This window comes from Streptomyces sp. NPDC002619 (assembly GCF_042889305.1).
GTDB lineage: Bacteria > Actinomycetota > Actinomycetes > Streptomycetales > Streptomycetaceae > Streptomyces.
Genome location: NZ_JBIAQV010000034.1, coordinates 62962 through 88868, shown reverse-complemented (window position 1 = coordinate 88868; position 25907 = coordinate 62962). Strand labels below are relative to the sequence as shown.

The 25907-nt window shown below is 69.5% G+C and carries 21 protein-coding genes, 1 pseudogene and 1 riboswitch; of the genes and pseudogenes, 8 read left to right on the top strand and 14 right to left on the bottom strand.

Going from position 1 to position 25907, the window contains the following annotated elements:
• Positions 1-431: 431 nt before the first annotated feature.
• Positions 432-893 carry a hypothetical protein gene (locus tag ACFYXB_RS35020; RefSeq protein ID WP_389589083.1) on the bottom strand — a complete coding sequence of 154 codons (462 nt, stop codon included), beginning with the start codon at positions 891-893 and terminating at the stop codon, positions 432-434.
• Positions 894-1162: 269 nt separating this feature from the next.
• Positions 1163-1900: a flavodoxin family protein gene (locus tag ACFYXB_RS35015; protein WP_389589082.1), complete on the bottom strand. Its 738-nt coding sequence runs from the start codon at positions 1898-1900 to the stop codon at positions 1163-1165.
• A gap of 223 nt (positions 1901-2123) precedes the next feature.
• Between ACFYXB_RS35015 and ACFYXB_RS35010 the strand changes: the two genes are divergently transcribed.
• Positions 2124-3815 carry an acetolactate synthase large subunit gene (locus ACFYXB_RS35010; RefSeq protein WP_389589081.1) on the top strand — a complete coding sequence of 564 codons (1692 nt, stop codon included), beginning with the start codon at positions 2124-2126 and terminating at the stop codon, positions 3813-3815.
• Here the strand turns inward: ACFYXB_RS35010 and ACFYXB_RS35005 are convergent.
• The 3 genes from ACFYXB_RS35005 to ACFYXB_RS34995 form a co-directional block, all read right to left on the bottom strand.
• Positions 3799-4101, bottom strand: coding sequence for a hypothetical protein (locus ACFYXB_RS35005; protein WP_389589080.1), 303 nt, complete (start codon positions 4099-4101; stop codon positions 3799-3801). The two genes, ACFYXB_RS35010 and ACFYXB_RS35005, sit on opposite strands and share 17 nt — an antisense overlap.
• A gap of 843 nt (positions 4102-4944) precedes the next feature.
• Complete coding sequence (locus tag ACFYXB_RS35000) at positions 4945-5241, bottom strand: GYD domain-containing protein (RefSeq protein WP_389589079.1); 297 nt, start codon at positions 5239-5241, stop codon at positions 4945-4947.
• 272 nt (positions 5242-5513) lie between these two features.
• On the bottom strand, positions 5514-6056 hold the full coding sequence (locus ACFYXB_RS34995) for a hypothetical protein (RefSeq protein ID WP_389589078.1): 543 nt from the start codon (positions 6054-6056) through the stop codon (positions 5514-5516).
• Positions 6057-6439: 383 nt separating this feature from the next.
• Here ACFYXB_RS34995 and ACFYXB_RS34990 point away from each other — a divergent pair, with 383 nt between their 5' ends.
• The 5 genes from ACFYXB_RS34990 (at position 6440) to ACFYXB_RS34970 (ending at position 12136) form a co-directional block, all read left to right on the top strand.
• A complete protein-coding gene (locus ACFYXB_RS34990) occupies positions 6440-6889 on the top strand; it encodes a hypothetical protein (RefSeq protein ID WP_389589077.1) in 450 nt (149 codons plus the stop codon).
• A 171-nt stretch (positions 6890-7060) separates the two neighbouring features.
• Positions 7061-8167, top strand: coding sequence for a 23S rRNA (adenine(2503)-C(2))-methyltransferase RlmN (rlmN, locus tag ACFYXB_RS34985; protein WP_389589076.1), 1107 nt, complete (start codon positions 7061-7063; stop codon positions 8165-8167).
• 42 nt (positions 8168-8209) lie between these two features.
• A riboswitch (TPP riboswitch) is annotated at positions 8210-8317 on the top strand.
• A gap of 80 nt (positions 8318-8397) precedes the next feature.
• The gene (locus tag ACFYXB_RS34980) at positions 8398-9471 is read left to right on the top strand and encodes a thiamine ABC transporter substrate binding subunit (protein ID WP_389589075.1); all 1074 of its coding nucleotides are present in this window, start codon (positions 8398-8400) and stop codon (positions 9469-9471) included.
• 44 nt (positions 9472-9515) lie between these two features.
• Positions 9516-11117, top strand: a complete 1602-nt coding sequence (locus tag ACFYXB_RS34975; RefSeq protein WP_389589074.1) for an ABC transporter permease — start codon at positions 9516-9518, stop codon at positions 11115-11117.
• Positions 11117-12136: an ABC transporter ATP-binding protein gene (locus ACFYXB_RS34970; RefSeq protein WP_389589073.1), complete on the top strand. Its 1020-nt coding sequence runs from the start codon at positions 11117-11119 to the stop codon at positions 12134-12136. Before ACFYXB_RS34975 ends, ACFYXB_RS34970 begins: the two co-directional genes overlap by 1 nt.
• A 63-nt stretch (positions 12137-12199) precedes the next feature.
• On the opposite strand, the gene ACFYXB_RS34965 is transcribed toward ACFYXB_RS34970, so the two are convergent.
• The 7 genes from ACFYXB_RS34965 to ACFYXB_RS34935 form a co-directional block, all read right to left on the bottom strand.
• Entirely contained in the window at positions 12200-12883 is a 684-nt protein-coding gene (locus tag ACFYXB_RS34965) for an LAETG motif-containing sortase-dependent surface protein (protein WP_351355380.1), read from the bottom strand.
• Positions 12884-13043: 160 nt separating this feature from the next.
• Positions 13044-14168 (bottom strand): LOG family protein, encoded by a 1125-nt coding sequence (locus tag ACFYXB_RS34960; RefSeq protein ID WP_389589072.1) that lies wholly within the window; start codon positions 14166-14168, stop codon positions 13044-13046.
• A gap of 70 nt (positions 14169-14238) precedes the next feature.
• Positions 14239-14646, bottom strand: a complete 408-nt coding sequence (locus tag ACFYXB_RS34955; protein ID WP_389589071.1) for a VOC family protein — start codon at positions 14644-14646, stop codon at positions 14239-14241.
• Between the two features lie 113 nt (positions 14647-14759).
• A complete protein-coding gene (locus tag ACFYXB_RS34950; protein ID WP_389589070.1) occupies positions 14760-16055 on the bottom strand; it encodes a hypothetical protein in 1296 nt (431 codons plus the stop codon).
• A complete protein-coding gene (locus ACFYXB_RS34945; RefSeq protein ID WP_389589069.1) occupies positions 16037-16780 on the bottom strand; it encodes an ABC transporter ATP-binding protein in 744 nt (247 codons plus the stop codon). The genes ACFYXB_RS34950 and ACFYXB_RS34945 overlap by 19 nt, the downstream gene beginning before the upstream one ends.
• A gap of 193 nt (positions 16781-16973) precedes the next feature.
• On the bottom strand, positions 16974-18356 hold the full coding sequence (locus tag ACFYXB_RS34940; protein WP_389589068.1) for an aspartate aminotransferase family protein: 1383 nt from the start codon (positions 18354-18356) through the stop codon (positions 16974-16976).
• Positions 18341-18859: an Lrp/AsnC family transcriptional regulator gene (locus tag ACFYXB_RS34935; RefSeq protein ID WP_389589067.1), complete on the bottom strand. Its 519-nt coding sequence runs from the start codon at positions 18857-18859 to the stop codon at positions 18341-18343. The genes ACFYXB_RS34940 and ACFYXB_RS34935 overlap by 16 nt, the downstream gene beginning before the upstream one ends.
• 169 nt (positions 18860-19028) lie before the next feature.
• Between ACFYXB_RS34935 and ACFYXB_RS34930 the strand changes: the two genes are divergently transcribed.
• Together ACFYXB_RS34930 and ACFYXB_RS34925 are read left to right on the top strand one after the other, a co-directional pair.
• Positions 19029-20468: a gamma-aminobutyraldehyde dehydrogenase gene (locus tag ACFYXB_RS34930; protein ID WP_389589066.1), complete on the top strand. Its 1440-nt coding sequence runs from the start codon at positions 19029-19031 to the stop codon at positions 20466-20468.
• A 181-nt stretch (positions 20469-20649) separates the two neighbouring features.
• A pseudogene (locus tag ACFYXB_RS34925) lies at positions 20650-20889 on the top strand (spermidine/putrescine ABC transporter substrate-binding protein); the annotation flags it as partial.
• 134 nt (positions 20890-21023) lie between these two features.
• On the opposite strand, the gene ACFYXB_RS34920 reads toward ACFYXB_RS34925, so the two are convergent.
• Both ACFYXB_RS34920 and ACFYXB_RS34915 read right to left on the bottom strand, forming a co-directional pair.
• Positions 21024-22022, bottom strand: a complete 999-nt coding sequence (locus ACFYXB_RS34920) for a helix-turn-helix domain-containing protein (RefSeq protein WP_389589065.1) — start codon at positions 22020-22022, stop codon at positions 21024-21026.
• Between the two features lie 116 nt (positions 22023-22138).
• Entirely contained in the window at positions 22139-25906 is a 3768-nt protein-coding gene (locus ACFYXB_RS34915; RefSeq protein WP_389589064.1) for a S8 family serine peptidase, read from the bottom strand.
• Position 25907 lies beyond the last annotated feature (1 nt).

Here is a 25907-nt window from a genome sequence, read left to right as displayed (position 1 = left end):
GCGAGCTCCCACAAGCCGTCCGGAACAATCCAACTCCACGTACCCCGCCCCATGAACAGACCAACGAGCGATCACCACATAGGACACCGTCTAAGGCCTTGATGTAGTTCAAGATCAGATTGGCGGTCTCCACGCCGACATCATTGCCTCCGGAGCCGATGCAGTACAGCACGGAGGTACAGCAACCGCCGTGACCGCAGGCGACCTTCAGGGCCACCAAGATGCCGAGTGGCCGGCCCAGCAGACCTCACTGACCGCCCCGCCCGTAGTTCGCATCGAGGGGTCGTGGCAGAGAGGGCCGGGCCGTGCCACTCTCGTGCCAGAACGGACGGGGACTCACGGGGAACCGGGGTCCGCAGGGGTGAGTTCGGCCGGAGTCTGCCCAAGGTAGGGAATCCGCAGGTCACGCGCGTGATCGCGCAACCTCGCTCCTAAAGCGGTTGTCCACTGTGGAGTTGGGCATCAACGATCCGCCGCACATCAGCGAACCTCTCATCCTGCCGAGTCCCACCTGCCAGACCACTCAGGGCGTACGCCGTGTACGTGAACCCGTCCGTCGTGTGGAACTGCGCACCCCAATTGCCGAGGCTCACCGTGCTCACCCGCGACCACGGCAGACGTTGAGTGCCCCAGGGATTCACCATGACGATCATGTTCGTCGTGAGTTCCAGGCGTAGGCGCAGCAGCCCCCACCAGGCGAAGAGGCCGAACCCCAGCGCGACGGCAGTAGCGATCCCCGCGGGGCCCGTGGACTGCGCGTCCGGGTGGGAGAGCGCGCCCAGCCAGGCGGACAGCGCCCCACACGCTGGGCCGGCAGCCAGCACGTAACCCATGAGCCGGCCGGACCAGCCGACCCGCCACACACCGATGACGCCGTCTCGCACATCGTCCATGGTGCGAATGGTCCCCGCCCGTGCCTCACAGCGGAACCGTCCGAGGAACGATGTCGAAACCACGGCCGACCGGTTGTAGGGGGAACCACGGGGAACACCGGGTACCAACTCGGCGGTCAACTGAGGCGCAAGGCACCCTTAGCCCCAGATCGCCGAGGGGTGCACAGCCAGGGCATCCGAGCTTCCCAGGCTGAGAGCGCGAGTTCGATTCTCGTCAGCCGCTCCAGAGAGAAACCCCAGGTCAGTGGCCTGGGGGTCGTTTGGTTCTCCTACCGGTGTTCGGGGTTTTCGTAGTCGTGGCGGCAGCCGGCGTCCCAGGCGGTGCGTTGGTTGCCGTATGCGGGGATGCCACCGAGGTCCTTCAGCGCCCGCGCGAGGTGGAGCAGGTTCCAGGTCATGAAGGTGGTGTTGCGGTTGGTGAAGTCGTTTTCCGGGCCGCCCGATCCAGGGTCGAGGTAGGAGGGGCCGGGGCCTGCCTCGCCGATCCATCCGGCGTCCGCCTGGGGAGGGATGGTGTACCCCAGGTGCTGCAGGCTGTAGAGGACGTTCATGGCGCAGTGCTTGACGCCGTCCTCGTTGCCGGTGATCAGGCAGCCGCCGACGCGGCCGTAATAGGTGTACTGGCCGGCCTCGTTGAGCAGGCTGGAGCAGGCGTAGAGGCGTTCGATCACCTGCTTCGTCACGGAGCTGTTGTCGCCCAGCCAGATGGGGCCGGCCAGCACGAGGATGTCGGCCGCCAGGACCTGCTGGTACAGGTCCGGCCAGGCGTCCGTCTCCCAGCCGTGCTCCGTCATGTCGGGCCACACACCGGTGGCGATGTCGTGGTCCACGGCCCGTACGACATCGACGTGCACACCCTGTGCGTCCATGATGGCGGTGCTGCGGTCGATCAGTCCCTGGGTGTTACTCGTCTCCGGCGAGCGTTTGAGGGTGCAGTTGAACACCAGGGCACGCAGGTCGTCGTACCGGGCCGGCGGTGCATCGGTGGCGGCCGACGAAGCGGTCACACGGTCCTCCCAGAGCCCTGCCGCCGCACGGTGCGCGGCGGCGCGTCCACATCCGGATCCAGCGTGCGGGCAGACCGCGGCGAGCGCCAGCACAACGCCTCCGAATGGCCCCGGCGGTGCCCCCGTTGCGTGAAGTCCGGACGCGGGCCAAGTACCCGCCACCGGCCAGCCCGCCGGCGGCTGATGAGTGGCCGGGGCAGGCGAGCGTGCCTACGTTCGCCTCATGGGCACCGAAGACGCGACCGGGTCGCGGAACACGGCAGCGGTGGAGGACGTCGCGCATCTGTTGGTGCGCTGCCTGCGGGCCGAGGGCGTGGAGTACGTCTTCGGGATTCCCGGCGAGGAGAACATCCGCTTCGTCGACGCGCTGAACGGCTCCGGGATCCGGTACGTCCTGGTGCGCCACGAACAGGCCGCCTCGTTCATGGCAGAGATCTACGGGCGGCTGACCGGCCGGGCCGGAGTGTGCTCGGCCACGCTGGGGCCCGGCGCGATCAATCTGCTGCTCGGCACCGCGGATGCCATGACCAACAGCGCGCCGATGGTGGCCCTGGCCGCGCAGGGGTCACTGCGCCGTATCCACAAGGAGTCGCACCAGGTCATCGACCTGGTGTCGATGTTCGCTCCCGTCACCCAGTGGGCGGCCCGCGTCGAGTGTCCGGACGCGGTGCCGGAGATGACGCGCAAGGCGTTCAAGACCGCGCAGAGCGAGCGCCCCGGCGCCGTGTTCCTGGCAGTGCCGGAGGACATCGAAGCCGAGCCTCCCGCCGAGCCACTGGCACCCTTGCAGGTCGACGCGGTGCACGCCGACGCGCCGTCGCCCTCCCAGGTCGCACGGGCGGTCGAGGTGCTCACCGCCGCGCGCCACCCTGTCGTGCTGGCAGGCCACGGCGCGGCCAGGGCCGGGGCCTCGGCCACTCTGGTGCGGTTCGCCGAGCGGCTGAACATCCCGGTGGCGACCACGTTCCACGGCAAGGGCGTCATCCCCGACGATCACCCGAACGCTCTCGGCGCGGTCGGCTTCATGCGCCACGACTACGGCAACTTCGGCTTCGACGCGGCCGATGTGCTGATCTGCGTGGGCTACGAGATCCAGGAGTTCGACCCGGTCAAGATCAACCCGAACGGCGACAAGCGGATCGTGCACGTGCACCGTTTCCCGGCCGAGGTGGACGCCCACTACCCGGTCGCCGTGGGCATCGAAGGCGACCCCTCGCAGGCGCTGGATGCGCTCGCGGCCGCGCTGCCCGACGGACTCACCTTCGACTCGGGAAGCAGCGAGAAGATCCGTGCGCTGCTCGACGAAGAACTCCGGTACGGCCGCGACAACGACGCGTTCCCCCTGGTGCCGCAGCGCGTGGTGACCGATGTCCGCACCGCGCTGGACCGCCGGGACATCGTGCTCGCCGACACCGGCGCCGGGAAGATGTGGATGGCCCGTCTCTACCCGGCGTACGAACCGGACACCTGTCTCGTCTCCAACGGCCTGTCCACCATGGGTTTCGCACTTCCGGGCGCGATCGCCGCCAAGTTCGCCCGGCCGGATCGGCGGGTGCTGGCGATGATGGGCGACGGCTCGTTCCTGATGAACTCCCAGGAACTGGAGACCGCCGTACGCGAACGCGTCCCCCTGGTCGTCCTGGTCCTGGTGGACGAGGAATACGGCCTGATCACCTGGAAGATGGAACTCGAACTCGGCCGCCACAGCCACACCCGGTTCACCAACCCGGACCTGGTCGCCTACGCCGAAAGTTTTGGCGCGCGCGGCTACGCGATCGAGACCGCCGACCAACTGCTGCCCGTGCTGCGCCGCGCCCTCGACGACGACACGGTCTCCGTGATCGCCTGCCCCGTCGACTACTCCGAGAACCTGCGGCTGACCGACAGACTGGGCAGCCTCAGCGGCCCGTTCTGACCTCGCGCCCCGGCAGAGTGCGACGCGTCGCGGTGGACAGCGAGTCGTCCTGCGCCTCAACGAGGTCGATGACGGCAGCCACGACGGCGGCACCGGGTACGACACCGACGAGCGCGAGCAACTGTGCGAGTACATCGACCAGACGCTGACCGAGCACGGCATCGACGTGGCAGCTCTGGCGGCGAGGCGCGGTATCGGGCGCGCTGAAATCACCGATGCGTGGCGTGACTGGTGACGACTTCGGTACCAGCAGCCACAGCAACCGGTCCCGCGCGAGTGATTCCACCGCTGACATCCACGCCTGACATCAACGACAGCGGACGTGGGCAGACAGTGACGCCCTCGTACGACTATCGTCACTGGCCGGTGACCCTGCTCACCTGTGTCACCTTCACCGTTATGAGAATGGGCGCATCTAAGGGAGGGGGCCTTTGCCGATGTTGAGACGGTGGGCACAACGGCGTTGCGACAAAGCTCAGGCGGAGTACTGGCAGAGCATTGAGCCCGTGCTTGAGCCTGGCGAACGGAAAATCGCCAGTGCGCCCGCACGGAACCTGTGGGACGGCCCTCAGGATGGCGTCCTCTTCCTCACGGACCGAACCCTCTACTGGGGTGCATGGCTGGGACAAGGGAGACGGACCAGGCCCATGTTCGCCCAGGACCTTCGGGAGTGTCCGAGTGCACGCATCGGCGAGCAAGGCACGTTGGACATAGCAGTGAGTGGCGAGCACGTTGGATCGTTCGCCTCGTTCGCGCCAGCCCCCGGCGCCCAGTGGAGCTTCACAGAGTTCTGCAAGAGCTTCGGCCAAGCCATGGAGAACAGCAGAGAGCCGCCGCCAGCCGCGGAGACACCCTCTGGTGACTCGGCAGGCTAGGCAACCACGGCTGGATGAGGCCCTGCAGAAACGCCAGTGCGTGCCACGACCGTGCACATCGTGCGGGGAGGCGGTGAGTGTCCAACTGCGTGACAACGCCGACGAACAGCGGCGGACAAGCGCGGACGCGTATGGACAGTCGCAGCAGCTGAGAGGCACACCAAAGGCCGAGGGGTGACCCAAGTTCGTTCGGGACGAAGAGGTTCCCGCGCTATAGCCGCCCAGAGCCCGCTTTGCGACGTGGTCAGAGATCGTCAGCCAGTCGTTTTGGCGATGATGCGCTCCATCTCCTCTCGGCCGAAGGCTCGCAGAGTCGTGGAACGGACGTTGCCTACCCCATCGAGCTGCAGGAGTGCTGCTGTGGCAGTTTCGTCGTCGGGCGCCTCGACGATGGCCACGAGGTCGTATGGACCGACGGTCCAGTAGATACTGAGGAGCTTCGCCCCAAGCTTCTGTATCGCTGAGCCGAAGGTCTCGGCGCGCTTTGCGGTGTCCTTGTAGTTTCGGACCCCTTGATCGGTCCAGCTCAGCAAGGCGACGTACGTCGGCATGTTCTTTCACCTTCACGAGGAGACAACATCACGAGGTCAAGCCTGGACACCTGGGCTAGAACCTGCATGAGGTACGCACCCGAACGAGCAATGCGAGCGACCACGGCATCGAGGGCAGGCTGACATCTACGCCTGACATCAACGGCAGCGGACACCACCGGATCGCCGCGGTTGCCGGCGGAGTAGTTGCAGTCATGCAGCCGTAGCGCTCCAGGCCCGCAGTTATCCCGGATCGAACTTACAAGGCGGATGTCCCTGAATGCTCCTGTAGGTCAGGACCCATAATCGAGGTCCCTGCCACCGCTGGCTTTCATCAGCCAGGACAGCGAACCGCTGCCGAACGGCCAGCCGGTGGTGGCCACCTCAACCCAGCCGTTGCCCGGCTCATCGGACCCAGCGTCCCACCACCACCAGCTGCGGTCGTCGCCCATGCCCTCATCGGTCGGGTCGAAGTAGTAGAGCCAGCCCGACAGTGTCCAAGGCCCTTGGCTGAACGCTGATTTCTGCTTGGGCGTCATCGCCCGCCACTTCTGCAGCCAGGCCTCGGCATCGAATGGCCGGCCGGGCTCCGGCTCCGCAGGCTCAGGCGCGCAGCGCTGCACGAACCCCGTCGGCAACAGCTCCGACCATCGCTCGAGCGCCGGCCAGTCACCCGTCTGCTGGACCGCACACGCCAGCACAGCGCGAGCATTCGTGATGACCCGCGCCGGATCCTCGGCGGTGAACCGGACACGCACGAGAAACGGCTGCTGTCGGCCGTCATCGGCCCCGAGACCGGACTGAAGGCGTCGCAGCTCGCCCTTGATGATCTCCACGGCGAAGAAGTGTGCACCGCGACCGGCTCTGCCGCACGTCATAAAAGGGCCGACCAAGGCCTCCGGGTCTCGATCTACGGCTCGCCATGCCTACTGCCTTGCGAGCAGCGCTCCTTCTGTCTCGTATGGCCGGATCGCTCTCTTGTGGGCACTTCGTGTACGTGTCAAACAGTTGAGAGGCGGGGTTACCGGGGGAGGGGCGCTGCATGTCTGCGTCAGGTGAGGATCGGATTGTGCCGTCGGATTGGGCGGTAGAGCGGTTCGGGCAGCGTGCCGGCGGGCTTGCTGCCGCGGTTCCGGTGCAACTGGCCAGGGCGCACGCGCGAGCTCACGCCGTGCATCTGGCGGCCCGGTTGAAGAAGCGCAGTCCATACGGAGCCACCTTGGCGGAGGCGGTACGGGAGAACCTGGCGGACACGGCGCGGGAGCTGGAGGAAGCCGTGCGGGATGTGCGTGGGTACGAGTACGCCGTCATCAACGACTACGCGCTGTTCCCGTTCAAGTACGCCGACCGTCCGAGGCCCCTTGATCGTGCCCGGTTGGCTTCCAACGCTTCCCCTACGCGTCGCCGGATGCTCCTGGGGCACGGGCCACAGCCTCAAGAAGGGCTTTTCACTCTCGATAACGACCTGACTACGGAGGAGTACGAGGAGCTGCACGAGACGTTCGAGGCGCTTGGAGCCTCCACCAAGCTCGTCTGTCTGTTCTTCACGGCCGACCCGGAGAACGGCATCCACGCCATCCATTGGGGAGACGCCCATCTCGAACCGGACCGCACCTTCACCTGGCTCTACAGCGAGCAGCTCCGGGTTGCTCTCCAGCCGCTCGAGTGACGGCTCAGAGCGGGCGCGATCTCGATCACGTCGGCGACGAGCGGGCAGTCTCCTGGGCCGTCCCTGGGCCGTGCGAGGTCGACCAAAGCTGGCAGACGGCACCCGTGGGTGATCGCCCCCACCCCGCTCTGGCCTGGGCTGGTGGAGTTGATCTGCGACACTGGAAGGGTTATGCCGAAGCCCGGAGAACTCACCTTTGTCGCGCCGCGCGGAGCCAAGAAGCCGCCGCGGCATCTCGCCGACCTGTCGCCCGCCGAGCGCAAGGAGGCGGTGGCCGCGATCGGCGAGAAGCCGTTCCGAGCCAAGCAGCTCTCGCAGCACTACTTCGCGCGGTACGCGCACGACCCGGCCGAGTGGACCGACATCCCCGCCGGGTCGCGCGGCAAGCTCCAGGAGGCGCTGCTGCCGGACCTGATGACGGTCGTCCGGCATCTGTCCACCGACCAGGGCACCACGCGCAAGACGCTGTGGCGGCTGTTCGACGGGACGCTCGTCGAGTCGGTGCTGATGCGGTATCCGGACCGGGTGACGATGTGCATCAGCTCGCAGGCCGGGTGCGGCATGAACTGCCCCTTCTGCGCCACCGGGCAGGCCGGGCTCGACCGGAACCTGTCCACCGCCGAGATCGTGCACCAGATCGTGGACGGGATGCGCGCCCTCAGGGACGGCGAGGTCCCGGGCGGGCCCGCTCGGCTGTCCAACATCGTCTTCATGGGCATGGGCGAACCGCTCGCCAACTACAAGCGGGTCGTCGGCGCCATCCGCGCCCTCACCGACCCCGAGCCGGACGGGCTCGGGCTGTCGCAGCGCGGTATCACCGTGTCGACGGTCGGTCTCGTCCCGGCGATCCACCGGTTCACCGACGAGGGCTTCAAGTGCCGGCTCGCCATCTCGCTGCACGCGCCCGACGACGAGCTGCGCGACACCCTCGTCCCCGTGAACACGCGCTGGAAGGTGCGCGAGGTGCTCGACGCGGGGCTTGAATACGCCGCCCGGTCCGGGCGCCGGCTTTCCATCGAGTACGCGCTGATCCGGGACATCAACGACCAGGCTTGGCGCGGCGACCGGCTGGGCCGGCTGCTGCGGGGCAAGCCCGTGCACGTCAACCTGATCCCGCTCAACCCGACACCGGGCTCCAAGTGGACCGCCTCCCGGCCCGAGGACGAGAAGGCCTTCGTCGAGGCCATCGCGGCGCACGGGGTACCGGTGACCGTCCGGGACACCCGTGGTCAGGAGATCGACGGAGCCTGTGGTCAGCTCGCGGCCACCGAGCGGTAGTCTGGGCGTCGGTACGTCTTGGTGTCGTACCACCACACCTTCATATTCCGACAGGGGAGCGCCACAGCGCTGAGAGTGCGGCAATCGGGCCGCAGACCCTCTGAACCTCGCCCAGGTCATTCTGGGTAGGAAGTTCGGTCATCACTCGAGCTGTTGCGCCCTGCCCGGCGTCCCTCACGGATGCCGGGCAGGGCCGCGTCTCTTCCTGGTCCATCCCAGGAGGACAACCAGTGCACAACAAGACCCTCGTGGCCGTCGCCGTCGGGCTCGGTCTCGTCACGCTGTCCGCGTGCGGTTCGACGGACGACAAGGGCGCCACGGAGTCCAAGACCGTCACCCTCGTCAGCCACGACTCGTGGGCCGTCTCGAAGAACGTGCTCCAGGACTTCGAGAAGAAGTCCGGCTACAAGGTCAGGGTCCTGAAGGACGGCGACGCCGGTCAGGCCGTCAACAAGGCCATCCTGACCAAGGACAACCCGCAGGGCGACGTCTTCTTCGGCGTCGACAACACCCTGCTGTCCCGGGCGCTCGACAACGGGCTGTTCCAGTCGTACGAGCCCAAGGGCTCCGACCAGATCGTGCGCCAGTACCGCGTCGACGAGGACAAGCACCGGGTGACGCCGATCGACACCGGCGACATCTGCGTCAACTACGACAAAGCGTACTTCAGCAAGCACAAGCTGACCCCGCCGCAGACCTTCGACGACCTCGTCAAGCCCGAGTACAAGAACCTCCTCGTCACTGAGAACGCCGCCACGTCCTCGCCGGGCCTCGGCTTCCTGCTGGGCAGCGCCGCGAAGTTCGGTGACGAGGGCTGGCAGGACTACTGGACGAAGCTCAAGGCCAACGGCGTCAAGGTCGTCGACGGCTGGGAGCAGGCCTACGACGAGGAGTTCTCCGGCTCGGCCGGCGGCAAGAAGGCCAACGGCGACAGGCCGCTCGTCGTCTCGTACGCCTCCTCGCCGCCCGCCGAGGTCATCTACGCCGACCCGAAGCCCACCACCGCCCCGACCGGCGTGGCCACCGGCACCTGCTTCCGGCAGATCGAGTACGCGGGTCTGCTGAGCAACGCGAAGAACAGCGCGGGCGGCAAGGCGCTCCTCGACTTCCTGATCAGCATGGAGTTCCAGGACGACATGCCGCTCAACATGTTCGTCTACCCGGTGCGGGAGACCGCGTCGGTGCCGGCGGAGTTCGTGAAGTACGGCCCGCAGGCCAAGGATCCCGAGACCCTGCCCGCCGACGAGATCGCCGCCAACCGTGACCAGTGGGTCAAGTCGTGGACCTCGCTCGTACTGAAGTAGCCCCTCACCAGGGGCGCGCGGGGAGCGCGGCGCGGCTGGCCCTCATGGCCGGGCCCGTCGCGTTCTTCGCCGTCTTCTTCGCCTACCCCGTCACCGCGATCGTCGCCCGCGGTCTGAAGGTCGACGGGGCCTGGCAGTTGGGGCGGATCGCCGACGTCGTGACGCAGTCGGACATCCGGCACGTCTTGTGGTTCACCACCTGGCAGGCGCTCGCCTCCACCGCGCTCACCCTGCTCGTCGCGCTGCCCGCGGCCTATGTCTTCGCGCGCCTGGACTTCCCGGGCAAGCAGGTGCTGCGGGCCGTCGTCACCGTGCCGTTCGTGCTGCCGACGGTCGTCGTCGGTACGGCGTTCCTCGCGCTCGTCGGGCGGGGCGGACTCCTTGACGCGTGGTGGGGCATACGGCTCGACACCACCGTGTGGGCCATCCTGCTGGCGCACGTCTTCTTCAACTACGCGGTCGTCGTCCGGACGGTGGGCGGCCTGTGGTCGCAGCTCGATCCGCGCCAGGAGGAGGCCGCGCGGATGCTGGGTGCCTCGCCGCTGAGCGCCTGGCGCCGGGTCACCCTCCCGGCCCTCGCGCCCGCCGTGGCCGCCGCCGCGCTGATGGTGTTCCTGTTCACCTTCACCTCCTTCGGCGTGGTGCAGATCCTCGGCGGCCCCACCTTCTCCACCCTCGAAGTGGAGATCTACCGGGAGACCTCCGAGATCTTCGACCTCTCCACGGCCGCGGTCCTCACCCTCGTCCAGTTCGTCGCGGTCGGCGCGATCCTCGCCGTGCACGCGTGGACGGTACGGCGGCGGGAGAGCGCGCTGCGGCTGGTGGACGCGTCGGTGACGGCACGCCGGCCGCGCGGTGCAGGGCAGTGGTCGCTGCTGGCCGGGGTCCTCGCCACCATCGCCGTGCTCCTGGTCCTGCCGCTGGCCGTGCTGGTCGGGCGGTCTCTGGACGCGCCCGGATTCGGCTACTACCGGGCGCTCACGCGTGAGGACGGCGGTACGTTCCTGGTCGCGCCGATCACCGCGATCGGGACCTCGCTCCAGTACGCCGTCGCCGCCACCGTGATCGCCGTGCTGATCGGCTCTCTCGCCGCCGCCGCGCTGGCCCGCCGGGACGCCGGCCGGATCGTACGGGGCTTCGACGCGCTGCTCATGCTGCCGCTCGGCGTATCCGCCGTGACCGTCGGCTTCGGCTTCCTCATCGCGCTCGACGAACCGCCGCTCGACCTGCGCCAGTCCTGGCTGCTGGTGCCGCTCGCCCAGGCGCTGGTCGGCGCGCCCTTCGTCGTACGGACCATGCTGCCTGTGCTGCGCGCGGTGGACGGACGGCTCCGGGAGGCGGCGGCCGTGCTCGGGGCGTCGCCCTGGCGCGTGTGGCGGGAGGTCGACCTGCCGCTGGTGCGCCGGGCGCTGCTGGTCGCGGCCGGATTCGCCTTCGCCGTGTCGCTCGGGGAGTTCGGCGCGACCGTGTTCATCGCGCGGCCCGACAACCCGACGCTGCCCGTCGCCGTGGCGCGGCTGCTGGGCCGGCCCGGCGACCTCAACTACGGGCAGGCGATGGCCCTGTCGACGATTCTGATGGTGGTGTGCGCGGTGGCGCTGCTGGTGCTCGAGCGGCTGCGGACCGACCGGACAGGGGAGTTCTGATGCTGCTGAGCCTGGAGGCCGCGACCGTGCGCTTCGGCGGGCGGGCCGTGCTCGACGCCGTGGACCTCTCGGTCGCCGAGCACGAGATCGTGTGTGTGCTCGGGCCCAGCGGCAGCGGCAAGTCCACGCTGCTCAGGGCGGTGGCCGGGCTGCAGCCCCTGTCCGGCGGGCGGGTCTTGCTCGACGGACGGGACCAGTCGGGAGTTCCCGCGCACAAGCGGGGCGTCGGGCTGATGTTCCAGGACCACCAGCTGTTCCCGCAGCGGGATGTGGGCGGCAATGTGTCGTTCGGGCTGCGGATGCAGGGCGCCTCAAAGGCGCAACAGGCTGACGACGTAGGGGAGTTGCTGGAGCTGGTGGGGCTGCCGGGTGCCGCTCGGCGGGCGGTCGCCGGGCTCTCCGGCGGTGAGCAGCAGCGCGTGGCGCTGGCCCGGGCTCTGGCACCCCGGCCGCGGCTGCTGATGCTGGACGAACCCCTCGGCCAGCTGGACCGCTCGCTGCGCGAGCGCCTTGTGGTCGAACTCCGGGAATTGTTCGGCCGGTTGGGCACCACGGTGCTCGCCGTGACACACGACCAGGGTGAGGCGTTCGCGCTGGCCGACCGGGTGGTGGTGATGCGAGACGGGAGGATCGCTCAGTCCGGCACGCCACTTGAGGTGTGGCAGCGGCCCGCCGACGTCTTCGTGGCCCGCTTCCTCGGCTTCGACAACGTCGTACCGGCCACGGTCGCGGACGGGGTCGCCATCACGCCGTGGGGCAAGCTCCCGGTACCGGAGGGCGCACCCCAGGGCACGCGCAACCTCCTCGTACGGCCGGCCGGGGTCCGTCTCGTACCGGCCGCGGAGGGCCTGCGCTGCACGGTGACCGCCCGCACCTTCAAGGGCACCCATGTCGCCGTCCACCTCCAACCGGAGGACGGACCACGTCTGGAGGCGGCGTGCGCATTGCGGGAGGCGCCGGAGACGGGGAGCGAGGTCGGGGTGGAGTTCGACGCGGCGGAAACCGTCGTGCTCGGCTGAACGGACGTGGCCCGTCCCCCGGGGATACGGGGACGGGCCACGTCGGTGTTCTGAAGTGAGGCGTCAGCGGCTGCTGTTCGCCCCGCGGCGGCGCATGCCGAAGAACACGGCACCGCCACCGACGACGACCAGGGCACCCGCGACACCGGCGATCAGACCGGTGTTGGAGTTCGCACCGGTCTCGGCGAGGTTCGAGTCACCGGCCGCCGGGGACGGCGCGTTGCTCGAGGTGCCCGCCGGGGCGGTGCTGCTCTCCGAGGACGACGGGGCCGGGGTCTCGGCCGGGGTGGACTCGGACTCCGACGGCGACGGGGTGGCCGACGGGGTCGGGGAGTCCTCGGTCTTGCAGGCCGTCGACGGGGTCGTCAGGTCCGGCTTGATGTCCTCGTCGACGTTGAACTGGTCGGTCTTGACGTGGATCCGGTACGTCGCGTTCGGCTTCCAGTCCTCGTCGAAGGTGACCGTCGTACCTTCCTTCGAGCCCTTGACGGTCTGCGGCTGGCCGACCGGAGTCTCGACACCCGCGGGGCTCTTGAGGAACACGGTGATGACGGCCGGGGTGCCGGAGCCGTCCTTGTCGGTGACGACGATCTGGCCCTTGTCGCCGACGCAATTGGCCTCGGCGGAGAACTCACGGATGTTGCACGCCAGGGCCGAGTTGGTGACGCCCAGTGCGAGCGCCACGGTAGCGGAGGCAACACCCAGGATGCGCACGGAACGTCGTGCGCTGCGGCGAGATATGGACACGTTTGTCCTTCACAGATGCAATAACTGCGGGGGGCTGAGGGGGAGATGAGGCAGCAAAGACCCGAAGCAACACCACCCCCAGGAGACTCACAGGTCTATAAGCGTTGCGTAAGACGTGTCAATGCATATGCCGCTTACGGGAGTTGACTTTGCCCGCCCTTTAACCGCCGAGACGTTTCAACGCCTCCGGAGCCTCCTCGATCCGGTCAACCAGGGCGATTCGGGACTCCATCACCCGGCCCTCCGCGAGCGACCGCAGCAGTGGCCACGTCGGCAGCGTCTCCGTCCAGTGTTTGCGGTCCACGAGCACCATCGGCGTGGGCTCACCGCGCGACTCGTAGTAGTTGGGCGTGGCGTTGTCGAAGATCTCCTGTACGGTCCCGGCGGCCCCCGGCAGGAACACCACGCCCCCGTTCGAGCGGGCCAACAGACCGTCCTCCCGGGTGGCGTTGGCGAAGTACTTGGCGATGTCCGAGGCGAAGGCGTTCGGCGGCTCGTGGCCGTAGAACCAGGTGGGGATGCCCACCGACGCGCCGCCGCCCGGCCAGCGTCCGCGCACTTCGAAGGCGGCGCGGGCCCAGTCGGTCACGGACGGTCGGAACGACGGTGCCTTGGCGAGGAGCCGGAGCGCCTCGGTGAGCATCTCGTCGTCGAACGGGGCGGCGTACGCACCGAGGTTCGCCGCCTCCATGGCACCCGGCCCACCGCCCGTGGCCACGGTGAGACCGGCCCGGGCCAGCTCCCGGCCGAGGCGGGCCGCACCGGCGTACGCCTCCGTCCCGCGGGCCATGGCGTGGCCGCCCATGACGCCCACCACCCGGGCGCCGACGAGGAGTTCGTCGAGTGCGTCCGACACGACGTCGTCGTGGATCGCGCGCAGCATCGAGGAGAAGACGTCCCCGTCGGCCTTGGCCCGGGTGAACCAGGAGTAGGCCTGCGCGTCCGGCGTGGCCTCGTACCCCTCGTCGAGCGACTCGAACAGCTCGTCCGCGGTGTAGACGAAGCCCCGGTACGGGTCGAAGGGCAGGCCCGGGACGGGCGGGAAGACCAGCGCTCCGGCGGCGCGCACGCCGGCGGCCGCTTCGGGGTCCATGGGGCAGCCGAGGAAGACGGCGCCCTCGGTGTCGAGGGAGAGCAGCGCGTCCGTACGGTCCGTCAGGTCTATGGCCTGGACGCGGAATCGGGCGAGTGAGCCGTGCGCGGCGACGATCTCGTCGAACTCGGCGAGCGACTCGATCTCCTGGTCGTGGGCGGCGCGGTGCGGCTGGGCGGGTGTCGAATGCACCCGCCCATGCTGGCACAGCAGTTCGGTCCCGGTGGGTCGGTGGTCCGACCGTGGTGGAGTCGGTGGTGGATCAGCCCTGGACCGCCGCCGGGTCCATCCACATGACCTCCCAGGTGTGGCCGTCGAGGTCGTCGAAGGCGCGGCCGTACATGAAGCCCTGGTCCTGGGCCTCGCCGCTCGCCGTGCCGCCGGCGGCGATCGCCTTGTTCACCAGTTCGTCGACCTTCTCGCGGCTCTCGGCGCTGAGACAGATCAGCACCTCGCTGGACTGCGTCGAGTCGACGATCTCCTTCTTGGTGAAGTCGGCGTAGCGCTGCTTGCCGAGCAGCATCGCGATGATCGTGTCGCTGATCACGACGCAGGCGCAGTCCTCGGTGCTGAACTGCGGGTTGATCGTGTAGCCGAGCTCCGTGAAGAACTTCTTCGACGCCTCGACGTCGTCGGTGGCCAGGTTCACGAAGATCATCTGCTGGTACATGCGGGGTCTCCCGTCGGGGTGCGGTGCGTGCTGTTCGGGGGGTAGACCGGGCGGTGCCGGAGAACTCATCGGCCTGCGTGCGATTTCTTCGTACGGCTTCTTCGTACGGTCTTTCAGTGGGCCAGCGGGAGGGCGGCCAGCTCGGCGATCACCAGGGTGAGCGGGGTGAACAGGGCCAGCAGGGCGCCGGCGCGGAGGGCGGCGGCGCTGCGCAGCATCGTGGCGGGGGCGCCGAGGCGTACGAGCGCAGCGACCGTCTCGGCGCGGGACTGGCGGGTCTCCACGGCGGTCGTGAGCAGGGTCGCGACGGCGCAGCCGGTCACCACCAGGGCGCCGAGGGCGGTGAGCGGGCCGACGGAGGTGGCGTCGCCGTGGGGGAGCGGGTACAGCGCGATCATGGCGTACGCGCCGGACGCCACGGCGCACAGGAGGCCCAGGGGGCGGCCGAGGCGGGTGGCCTCCGACATGAGGATCCGGCCGGCGAGGAGTCTGAGCGCGCCCGGCTGTGCGGACTGGAGGAGTTGGCCGCAGAGGTGGGTGAGGCCGGGGGCGGCGAGGATCAGGCCCAGGGCGGTGAGCAGCCAGCCGACGAGTACGCCGGTGGCTTCGCCGGGGAGGCCGGGGGTGGGGCTGGGGGTGGCCGAGCGTTCGGCGTAGGACTCCACTGCCAGGCCGGCGGCGATCATGGCGATGCCCCAGGGGAGGGTGGCGGAGGGGTTGGGGGTGCGCTGGGGTTTCGCGTGGGGGTTGGGTACGACGTCCGGGCTGTCCGGCGTGTCGTTGGCTGCGGCTGGGGGGTTGTTCGCGCTGCCCGGCCCTTGCGAGGTGTCGACCTTCTGTGGGACGGCCGCCGCCCCGGCGGCACGACTGCCCGCGGACCTACGGACATGTGTACGTGGGTCACGTGGCCGTAGATGCCCGGCCACCGTCAGGGACGCCGTCGCCGGGGTGAGGATGAGCAGGGTCAGGGCTGCCGGGACCGGGAGTGGGGTGTTCGCTGCCAGGGACTCCGTGGCTGCTCCGTCGAACGGCAGGCCCGTGATGTCGCCGCGCAGGTGCAGGAAGACGAGGAGCGCGACCGTCGAGCCCAGGGTGCTGGACAGGGCCGTGGTGAGCACCGAGATCGCCATCAGGCGGGCCGGGCCCAGGCCGAGGGCGGACAGGCCCGGCCGGGGTTTCGTGCCAGGGTCGGTGCGGGCGACCGCGAGCGCGAGTTGCACCGTGGCCGCCAGCGGCACCGCGCACCAGGCCAGGCGTACCACCGACGCGGTCGGCGTCTCGGGGTGGCCCATCGCGTAGCCGAGGGCGCACAGGAGCAGGAAGCCGGTGCCCGCCGCGGCCGTGGCCACCAGCAGGCGGCGCAGGTGGACCGCCGGGTGGGCGACGCAGATCAGACGGAGAGCGAGCACGCGGCCGTCCGGCCTTCCGTGTCGGGGACCGGGGGCAGGTGGACCGTGTTCACGCGTCGGCCGTCCAGCAGTGACACCGTGCGGTCGGCGAGGGCCGCGGTCTCCGCATCATGGGTGGCCAGGACGACCGTGATGCCGTGTGAGCGGGCCGCCGTGGTGAGGGTGCGCAGTACGTGGGCGCGGTCGGCTCGGTGCAGGGGGGCCGTCGGCTCGTCGGCGAACAGGACCGTGGGGGCGGGGGCGAGGGCCCGGGCGATCGACACGCGCTGCCGCTCGGCCTGGAGCAGTTCGTGCGGGCGCTTGCGTGTGTGGTCGCCGACGTCGAGGCGCTCCAGCCACTCCAGGGCGGCCACCTTGGCCCGCCGGCGGCTGGTGCCGCGCAGCATCAGGGGAAGGGCGGTGTTCTCCCAGACGTTCAGCTCGGGCACGAGCAGCGGCGCCGGGTCGATCCAGCCGAAGCGGTCGCGGCGCAGCCGTTCCCGGGTGGTGGAACCCATGTTGTGCACGGGGGCGCTGTTGAACCAGACCTCGCCGCGCTGCGCCGGCAGCAGTCCGGCCAGGCACTGCAGGAGGGTCGTCTTGCCGCTGCCGCGCGGGCCGGTGACGGCGAGGATCTCGCCCTCCCGCACCCCGAGCGAGACACCCGCGAGCGCGGGCGAGCCGTCCGGGTGGCTGAAGTGCAGGGCGCGTGCCCACAGCACGTCGTTGTCCGGCGGGGCCTCCATGGGCGTACACCTCGGTTCTGATCCGTGATTCCCGGCGCCTGATCCCCCTTCCGGGGGAACGAAGGCTGGGCCGATCGGTCACTGGCACGCTAGGCAGGTCCCGGCGGGAGGCCGGACAGCACACGGCCCCGGGCCGCCGTTCTCACTCGAACGGACGGCTCCGGGGCCGAGGCATGATCACACCGTCAGCTGATCACAGCTTGGTCCACGCCTCCGTGAGCGTGGCGCGCAGGATCTGCTCGATCTCGTCGAACGTCTCCTGGTTGGAGATCAGCGGCGGGGCGAGCTGGACGACCGGGTCGCCGCGGTCGTCGGCACGGCAGTACAGGCCGTTGTCGTACAGCGCCTTGGAGAGGAAGCCGTACAGGACGCGCTCGGTCTCCTCGTCGTTGAAGGACTCCTTGGTGTTCTTGTCCTTCACCAGCTCGATGCCGTAGAAGAAGCCGTTGCCGCGGACGTCGCCGACGATCGGCAGGTCGTGCAGCTTCTGGAGCGTCGAGAGGAACGCGCCCTCGTTGTCGAGGACGTGCTGGTTGAGGCCCTCGCGCTCGAACAGGTCCAGGTTGGCCACGCCCACCGCGGCCGACACCGGGTGGCCGCCGAAGGTGTAGCCATGCAGGAAGGTGTTGTCGCCGTTGTAGAACGGCTCGGCCAGGCGGTCGGAGATGATGCAGGCGCCGATGGGGGAGTAGCCCGAGGTCATGCCCTTGGCACAGGTGATCATGTCCGGGACGTAGCCGAACTTGTCGCAGGCGAACATCGTGCCGAGGCGGCCGAAGGCGCAGATGACCTCGTCGGAGACCAGCAGGACGTCGTACTTGTCGCAGATCTCGCGCACGCGCTGGAAATAGCCGGGCGGGGGCGGGAAGCAGCCGCCTGCGTTCTGCACGGGCTCCAGGAAGACCGCGGCGACCGTGTCCGGGCCCTCGAAGAGGATCTGCTGCTCGATCTGGTCGGCGGCCCAGCGGCCGAAGGCGACCGGGTCGTCACCGAAGAGCGGGGCGCGGTAGATGTTGGTGTTCGGGACCTTGTGCGCGCCCGGGACGAGCGGCTCGAAGGGGGCCTTGAGGCCCGGCAGGCCCGTGATGGACAGGGCGCCCTGCGGGGTGCCGTGGTAGGCGACCGCGCGGGAGATCACCTTGTACTTGGTGGGCTTGCCAGTCAGCTTGAAGTACTGCTTGGCGAGCTTCCAGGCGGTCTCGACGGCTTCGCCGCCGCCGGTGGTGAAGAAGACCTTGTTCAGGTCGCCGGGCGCGTAGTCGGCCAGGCGCTCCGCGAGCTCTACGGCCTTCGGGTGGGCGTAGGACCACACCGGGAAGAACGCCAGCTCCTGGGCCTGCTTGAACGCGGTCTCGGCGAGTTCCGTGCGGCCGTGACCGGCCTGGACCACGAACAGACCCGCGAGACCGTCGAGGTAGCGCTTGCCCTTGTCGTCGTAGATGTAGGTGCCCTCGCCCCGGACGATGGTGGGAACGGGGGAGTTCTCGTACGAGGACATGCGGGTGAAGTGCATCCACAGGTGGTCGTACGCGGTGCGGCTGAGGTCCTTCTGGGTCACGGTTATCGGGTTCCCCACATGTAGGTCTGCTTCTTGAGCTTGAGGTAGACGAAGCTCTCGGTGGAGCGCACGCCGGGCAGGGCCCGGATGCGTTTGTTGATGACGTCCAGCAGGTGGTCGTCGTCCTCGCAGACGATCTCGGCGAGGATGTCGAACGAGCCCGCGGCCATCACCACGTACTCGACTTCCGACATGTCAGTCAGCACGTCCGCGATCGACTCGACATCGCCCTCGACGTTGATGCCGACCATCGCCTGCCGGCGGAAGCCCACGGTGAGCGGGTCCGTGACGGCGACGATCTGCATGACGCCCTGGTCCAGCAGCTTCTGGACACGCTGGCGCACGGCCGCCTCGGAGAGGCCCACCGCCTTGCCGATCGCGGCGTACGGACGGCGGCCGTCCTCCTGGAGCTGCTGAATGATGGCGAGGGAGACGGCATCCAGCTGGTGGGTGCCGTTCCTGGACTCGCGGGAGGAGTCCCTCTGGTCTGCGCTTCGACTGGCCACGAACTCACTGTGCACGACGTCTCGACAGTTCCGCAAGGCCGTAGCGATGAAATTCGTTGTTTTCAACACCGGGTTCTGCGGATTTCGCAGCGGTTATGCGACCGGGGGTGTTGAAAACGTCGGCTTGCGGATTAGGGTGGGTGTCTCAGCGATTGGACAGTTCTGACCACACAGGAGGCCGGCAGTGAGCACCGAGCTGCGTCGTCTGCGCAACTACATCGACGGTGAGTTCCGGGACGCCGCCGACGGACGGACCACCGAGGTGGTCAACCCGGCGACCGGCGAGGCGTACGCGACCGCGCCGTTGTCCGGGCAGGCGGACGTGGACGCCGCGATGGCGGCCGCCGCGGCGGCCTTCCCCGCCTGGCGCGACACGACGCCGGCCGAGCGCCAGAAGTACCTTCTGAAGATCGCCGACGCGTTCGAGGAGCGCGCCGAGGACCTGATCGCCACCGAGGTGGAGAACACCGGCAAGCCGATCGGGCTCACGCGGTCCGAGGAGATCCCGCCGATGGTCGACCAGATCCGCTTCTTCGCGGGCGCCGCGCGGATGCTGGAGGGCCGGTCGGCCGGCGAGTACATGGAGGGCATGACCTCCATCGTGCGCCGCGAGCCGGTCGGCGTCTGCGCGCAGGTCGCGCCGTGGAACTACCCGATGATGATGGCTGTGTGGAAGTTCGCCCCGGCGCTCGCCGCGGGCAACACGGTCGTCCTCAAGCCCTCGGACACCACCCCGGCGTCCACCGTCCTGATCGCCGAGATCATCGGCTCGATCGTCCCGCAGGGCGTGTTCAACGTGGTCTGCGGCGACCGCGACACCGGCCGGCTGATGGTCGAGCACCCGACCCCGGCGATGGCCTCCATCACCGGTTCGGTCCGCGCGGGCATGTCGGTCGCCGAGTCGGCGTCGCACGACCTCAAGCGTGTCCACCTGGAGCTGGGCGGCAAGGCGCCGGTCGTCGTGTTCGAGGACACCGACATCGCCAAGGCCGTCGAGGACATCTCCGTGGCCGGCTACTTCAACGCCGGCCAGGACTGTACGGCGGCGACGCGCGTCCTCGTCCAGGAGTCCATCCACGACGAGTTCGTCGCGGCGCTGGCGAAGGCCGCCGCCGAGACGAAGACGGGCCAGCCGGACGACGAGGACGTGCTGTACGGCCCGCTCAACAACCCGAACCAGCTCAAGCAGGTGTCCGGCTTCATCGAGCGGCTGCCCGCCCACGCCAAGGTCGAGACCGGTGGCCAGCAGGTCGGTGACAAGGGGTACTTCTACGCCCCGACCGTCGTCTCGGGCCTCAAGCAGGACGACGAGATCATCCAGAACGAGGTCTTCGGCCCCGTCATCACCGTCCAGTCCTTCACCGACGAGGACCAGGCCGTCGAGTGGGCCAACGGCGTCGAGTACGCCCTCGCCTCCTCGGTGTGGACCAAGGACCACGCGCGCGCGATGCGGATGTCGAAGAAGCTCGACTTCGGCTGCGTGTGGATCAACACGCACATTCCGCTGGTCGCGGAGATGCCGCACGGCGGCTTCAAGAAGTCCGGGTACGGCAAGGACCTTTCGGCGTACGGCTTCGACGACTACACGCGGATCAAGCACGTGATGACGTCGCTCGAGGGCTGACCGCTCCGCTGGGTTCGGCCGATTTTGACTGCGGGTGCGTGGGGGCTGGTCGCGCAGTTCCCCGCGCCCCTAGGCAGGTCGGCGCTGCCGGCGTTGTGATGGACAAGGTGTCGGGCCCCGCGTGAAGCGCTCGACGCACCGTCGATTGTCCGTTCAGGGGGCATCACTGCGTGCTGCGGTGGTGCCCCCGACATCTGCGCTTCCCCGTTCCGTTTCCCGGCGTTCCCTGTTGCGTGTGCTCGGTGGTGCCGCCGTGGTCGGTGGTCTCGCAGGCTGCGGGGTGCCCGCCGCGTACGTCAGGCCCGGCGACCGTGCCGTGGCCGACCGGTCCGCCGGTGACAAGAAGCTGACCTGGGCGAACTGGCCGCTGTACATCGACGCCGACGACGACAACCCCAACCGGCGGCCCACGCTCGAGGCGGCTTCCGCGGCGTCGCCGACGTCACAGCGGTGGCAGGATGACGGTAGGCCGCAAGTTCGCCAAAACGGCGCATCTCGGTCTGAATCCACACGCAGGGGTGACCTCCGAACCCGGGACGGCCACAGGCCCGGTGGTCACAGCCAGCCGCGGCGGGCCGCCTGCCAGGCCAGTTGCATGCGGGTACCTGCGCCTGCGCGTTCCATCATGCGTTGGATGTGGCGTTGGACCGTGCGTCTGCTCAGGCCCATCTGGGAGGCGATCGCCTTGTCGGCGACTCCGGCCACCAGGAGGGAGAGGATCTTGCGGTCGGTCGGGGAGAGCGGTGCGGACGGGTCGGTCTCGTCCGTCTCCAGGGTGCCCGTATCGTCGACGTTCAGCGGGACCGCGTCGTCCCAGTAGCTCTCGAACAGGGCTATCAGGGCGCTCAGGAGGTTGCTGTCGCGGACCAGTGCTGTGGTGGGTTCGTCGGGGCTGCCGTTGGGGCCGCCGGGCACCAGCGGGAAGATCGCGACCGAGCGGTCCGCGACGGCCAGGCGGAGCGGGAGGTGCGGGACGGCGCGGGCCGTCTCGCCCGCACGGACGCCGGCGACAACGTTTTCAACGGTCCCTTCGTCGTCGAAGAACGGCTTCTCGTACAGCACCCGGTAGCGCACTCCGCGGGCCAGCGCCTCGAACTCCTCGGTGTTGGTGCCGGACGGCATGGCCACGTACTGCGCCTTGCAGAACCAGAGCATCTCGTCCCGCGCGTTCGTCTGGATCTGCCGCAGATGCTGGCGCAGCGCCTCGGCGCCGGTGATCACTTCGAGCAACTGCCCCGCGTTGTGCCGCCGCATCGTGTCCTGGTATGTCTCGATGAGCCGGGCCGCCTCCACGCGCGCGAGGTCCAGCGCGTCGGCGCCGCTCTTGATGCGGGGCAGGAGGGCCACGTCGGGCGGTACGGCCCGGTACACGCGCGGTGTGCCGTCGGTGTGACTGGCCAGGCCCATCGCGGTCAGCGCGTCGAGGACCCGTACCGTTTCGCCGTGGGGCAGTGCCGTGCGCTGGACGACGTCCGCCACGGTCGCCCGGCCGGTTGTCACCAGGAGCCGGTAGACCGACTCCTGCACATCCGAGACCCCAGCTGCTTCGAGCACCTCGACCGTCCTCCCTGTCCGCTCTGGACCGGACAGGGAGGACGGTACTGCAGGGGGAACGCGCCGGTGGGCGGGCGGGCCGCTGTACGGCTCGCCCGCCCACCGGTCGTGTTGCGCTACGACCTCTGCAGGTAGGCCCGTTGGACCGTCTGCCGGACGCTGTTGCCCGAGGCGTCCTCGGCCGTCACTCGGAGCGTGACGTAAGCGCTTTCCATGCCCCTCGGCAGTCGCTCCGCCGTGGCCCGGAAGGCGTTGGGGCCGTCACCGCGCACGGTCGCCGCGTGCCAGGTCCTGCCGTCGTCGTACGACGTCTCGACCCGGACGTGGACGCCACGCGGCGTCGGCAGTCCCTGCTGGGCGCGGACCGTGACGCCGAGGCCGCGCCCGCCCGTCGTGTTGTGCGCGTCGACCGGTACCGCGTAGTCGAGCTGCAGCAGGGGGAGCGGAGCGGCCGTGTCCGTCCTGTCCGAGTGGAACGACCAGGACGTGCTCGTGGCCGTGCCGTACGTCCAGCCGGGCAGGTTCCGTGACGTCTTCAGGTCCAGGCGGTAGTCGGCGCCGGCCGTCGGGACCAGGACGTCCGTCCAGGCACCGCCCAGGTCCTCGAGCCGCGTGCCGTCGCGGTACAGCGTGGCCGTGGCCGAGTCACCCGCGGGGTCGGCCTCCGCACCGGCGACGCCGAAGCCGCCCACGCCGCCGCCACCGGCCGCCAGACGCGACCAGTGTCCCGACTGCGAATCCGTGAACTCCGGTATCCGCAGGCGCAGTACGTCACCGTCGCGCACCGTCGGTGTCGTCGTGCCGGCGGGGATCGACGGTCGTACGACCGCGCCCTGCCACGTCTCCCGTTCCTCGGCGCCCGCCTGGTAGGTGCGCGGCGCGTCCCGCATGCCGGCCATGAGCGGCATGTCGACGTCGAACGTCGTGGTGTGGTTGACGAGGTGCTGCCAGGTCGTGTCACCGGCCGTGACGTACTCGGTGCGCGCGAAGCCGGTCGGCACATAGCGGGTGTACTGCAGCCAGGCGGTCTGCTGACTCGGCCGCCAGCCGAAGCGCTGCTCGCTCGCCCAGCCGGTGCCGCCGTTGTCGGCGTACGTGGTGTGCACGACGGCGCTGTTGTGCTCGGACACCGTGTACTTGATCTGCGGCGGGATCTGCTGCCGGGACACCTGCTCGACGTCGTACAGGTAGGGGCTGCGTGCCGTGCCCCGGAAGGTCACCTCGGTGGTCCGGTGGTGGATCCGCTCCAGCAGTGCGGCTCCCGTGCTCTTGCCGATGCGGATCGTCGGCACCGACCAGCGGTTGCCGTCAGGGCTCCAGCGCGTCCATGCGATGTCGCTGAAGTGGACCCGGAGGACCGCTCGGGCACCGGCCGCCGCGGCCTGTGCGATCACCGGCTCCTCGTACACGTTCTGCTCGTTGGTCAGCACGGCGAGTTTGCCGCGGGCGTGGCTGAAGTCCGGGGCGCTCACGTCGCCCGCGTCGACCGCGGTGAGGGTGACTCCGCGCTGGTCGAGCAGCGGGGACGCGGGCATGTAGTACGCGTTCAGGCTGCCGTCGATGCCCGGGGCCGTCGCTTCGAGGAGCGGTGCGACGAGCTGCCAGCGCGAGACGAACTCGAAGGTGCCGTCCCGGACTTCGGCCGTCGGGCTGACGTAGAGCCGCTTCGCGACGTCGAAGTACATCGTGCCCTGGAGCAGTCCGTGGCCGGCGATCTCGCGGTACGTCTGGTAGCTGAAGATGCCCCGCTGCTCGGCCGGCTTGGGCGTGCGGATCTCCACCTGGCGCGTGTCACGGGCGTCCAGGGTGACGGTCATGTCCTTGGTGACCTTCACCTCGGGCAGCACCACCTCGCGCAGCTCCTGGCCGTCGCTCGCGGTGTCCAGGAACGTGGTGTTGAGCTGGTAGGTGCCCTCTTCGACTTCGGCGACGGCCGTGTCGACGTTCTGGTAGCCGACGAATCCGTCCGCGCCCCAGATCGTCGGCAGGGCCTGGACCCGCTTGCCGTCCTTGTCGTACGTCTTCACGGTGAGCTTGTGTACGGGGCCGTGCACGATCAGGCTGAGCGTGGTGTGCACGGAGACCGTGCCCGTGGCGTCCGTGCCGGTGACGTAGCCGTAGTACTTGCCCTGTCCGGCCTTGGCCGGATCCACGGTGAGGGGGACCTCGGCCGTCGTGCCCGCGGGGATGCGCAGCGAGGTGGTGCCCAGCCGTACGGCGTCCGCCGGGATGTCCCGGCCGCCGGTGGCGGTCAGGTGCGGCTGGAGCGCGAGCGTGACGTCGGCGTCCGAGGAGTTCGTGTACTTCAGGGTGGCGGTGTGCTCGCCCGCTCCCCTCTGGAAGGAGCCGAGGGTGACGCTGCCCGTCGCCGAGACCGGACCCAGGGCCGCGGCCGGCAGGTCGATGCGCCCGCCGCCCTGCTCGGTCACCAGCTGGCCGGGCACGGTGTGGGCCGTGCTGACGAGGGCGTCCTTGATCTGCGCCCCGCTCCAGCCCGGATGCCGCTCGGCGACCAGGGCCGCCGCGCCGGTCACGTGCGGGGTGGCCATCGAGGTGCCCGAGGCCGCTACGTAGTGCTCGTCCACCGGATCGCCCATCGTGGTGCCCGCCGCACGGGCCGCCACGATGCCGACGCCGGGCGCGGTCACGTCCGGCTTGACCGCTCCGTCGCCGAGGCGGGGGCCACGGCTGGAGAAGGGGGCGAGGGAATCGTCGCGGTCCACCGCGCCGACGGTCAGCGCCGCGTCGGCCGCGCCCGGCGACCCCACGGTGCCCGTCCCCTGCTCACCGTTGTTGCCCGCGGCCACCACGAACAGCGCCCCGCTGCTCTCGCTGAGCTCGTTCAGTGCCAGGCTCATCGGGTCGGTGCCGTCGGTGGCCTCCTCGGAGCCGAGGCTCATGTTGACGACCTTGGCCCCCTGCGCGGCCGCCCACTCCATACCGGCGATCACCTGCGACTGGGTGCCGAAGCCGTCGTCGCCGAGGACCTTCCCGACGAGCAGGTCGGCGGCGGGCGCCACGCCCTTGCGGCTGCCCCCGGAGGCGGCGCCGGTGCCGCCGACGATGGACGCGACGTGCGTACCGTGCCCGAACACGTCACCGGTGCCGGAGCTGCCCGAGAAGTCCTTGGCCTCCTTGATCCGTCCGGCCAGATCGGGATGGGTCTGGTCGACGCCCGTGTCGAGGACCGCGACCTTGACGCCCTCTCCCCGAACGCCCTTCTCCCATACGGCCGGAGCGCCGATCTGGGCGGTGCTGCGGTTGAGGGTCGCGTCCACCCGGCCGTCCAGCCACACGTGCGGGGTGGCGGTGAGTGCGGAGGCCCTCATCTGCCCGCTCGCCGGGGTGAGTTCCTTCCAGAACCGGCCCAGGTCGTCCTGTGCGACCCGGACGGACCGTGCGCCGATGCTGCCGAGTGTGCGGACCGGGGAGTCGTCGGCGGCGAGCGCCGTCAGGGCCCGTGCCTGAGGGGCGGACGCGCCGCGCGTCCCGCCCACGATCAGGGGCAGCGCGTCCGTGTGGGCCTCGTCGTAGCGCTGTGCCAGCAGAGCGGTCACGTCGAACAGCGTCCGGTCCAGCCGCCCGGCCGCGACCAGGTCGGCCGCGTCGGACGGCAGTACCGTCACATGCCCGTCCCGCTCGACCGTCCTGAACACGATGTCCCTGCGCCCCGGCCCGGGCTCCACGGCGGCCAGCTGCCGGCCGTCGGGCGCCCTGGTCACGGTCACGCGGTCACCGGTGATCAGCCGCACCGTCGCCGGGTTGCCGGTGGCGGCATTCCCTGCGGCGGGCGCGTCGGCCGGGCGGGCGGAGACGGGCGCGACGGCCGCCGCCGTGAGCGCCAGGCCCGTGGATATGGCCGCCAACAGGCGGATACGTCTCATC

Coding starts and splice junctions, on each gene's coding strand:
- ACFYXB_RS35020 (WP_389589083.1), bottom strand. CDS start 893: ATGGACGATGTGCGAGACGGCGTCATCGGTGTGTGGCGGGTCGGCTGG.
- ACFYXB_RS35010 (WP_389589081.1), top strand. CDS start 2,124: ATGGGCACCGAAGACGCGACCGGGTCGCGGAACACGGCAGCGGTGGAG.
- ACFYXB_RS35000 (WP_389589079.1), bottom strand. CDS start 5,241: ATGCCGACGTACGTCGCCTTGCTGAGCTGGACCGATCAAGGGGTCCGA.
- rlmN (WP_389589076.1), top strand. CDS start 7,061: ATGCCGAAGCCCGGAGAACTCACCTTTGTCGCGCCGCGCGGAGCCAAG.
- ACFYXB_RS34975 (WP_389589074.1), top strand. CDS start 9,516: ATGGCCGGGCCCGTCGCGTTCTTCGCCGTCTTCTTCGCCTACCCCGTC.
- ACFYXB_RS34970 (WP_389589073.1), top strand. CDS start 11,117: ATGCTGCTGAGCCTGGAGGCCGCGACCGTGCGCTTCGGCGGGCGGGCC.
- ACFYXB_RS34955 (WP_389589071.1), bottom strand. CDS start 14,646: ATGTACCAGCAGATGATCTTCGTGAACCTGGCCACCGACGACGTCGAG.
- ACFYXB_RS34945 (WP_389589069.1), bottom strand. CDS start 16,780: ATGGAGGCCCCGCCGGACAACGACGTGCTGTGGGCACGCGCCCTGCAC.
- ACFYXB_RS34915 (WP_389589064.1), bottom strand. CDS start 25,906: ATGAGACGTATCCGCCTGTTGGCGGCCATATCCACGGGCCTGGCGCTC.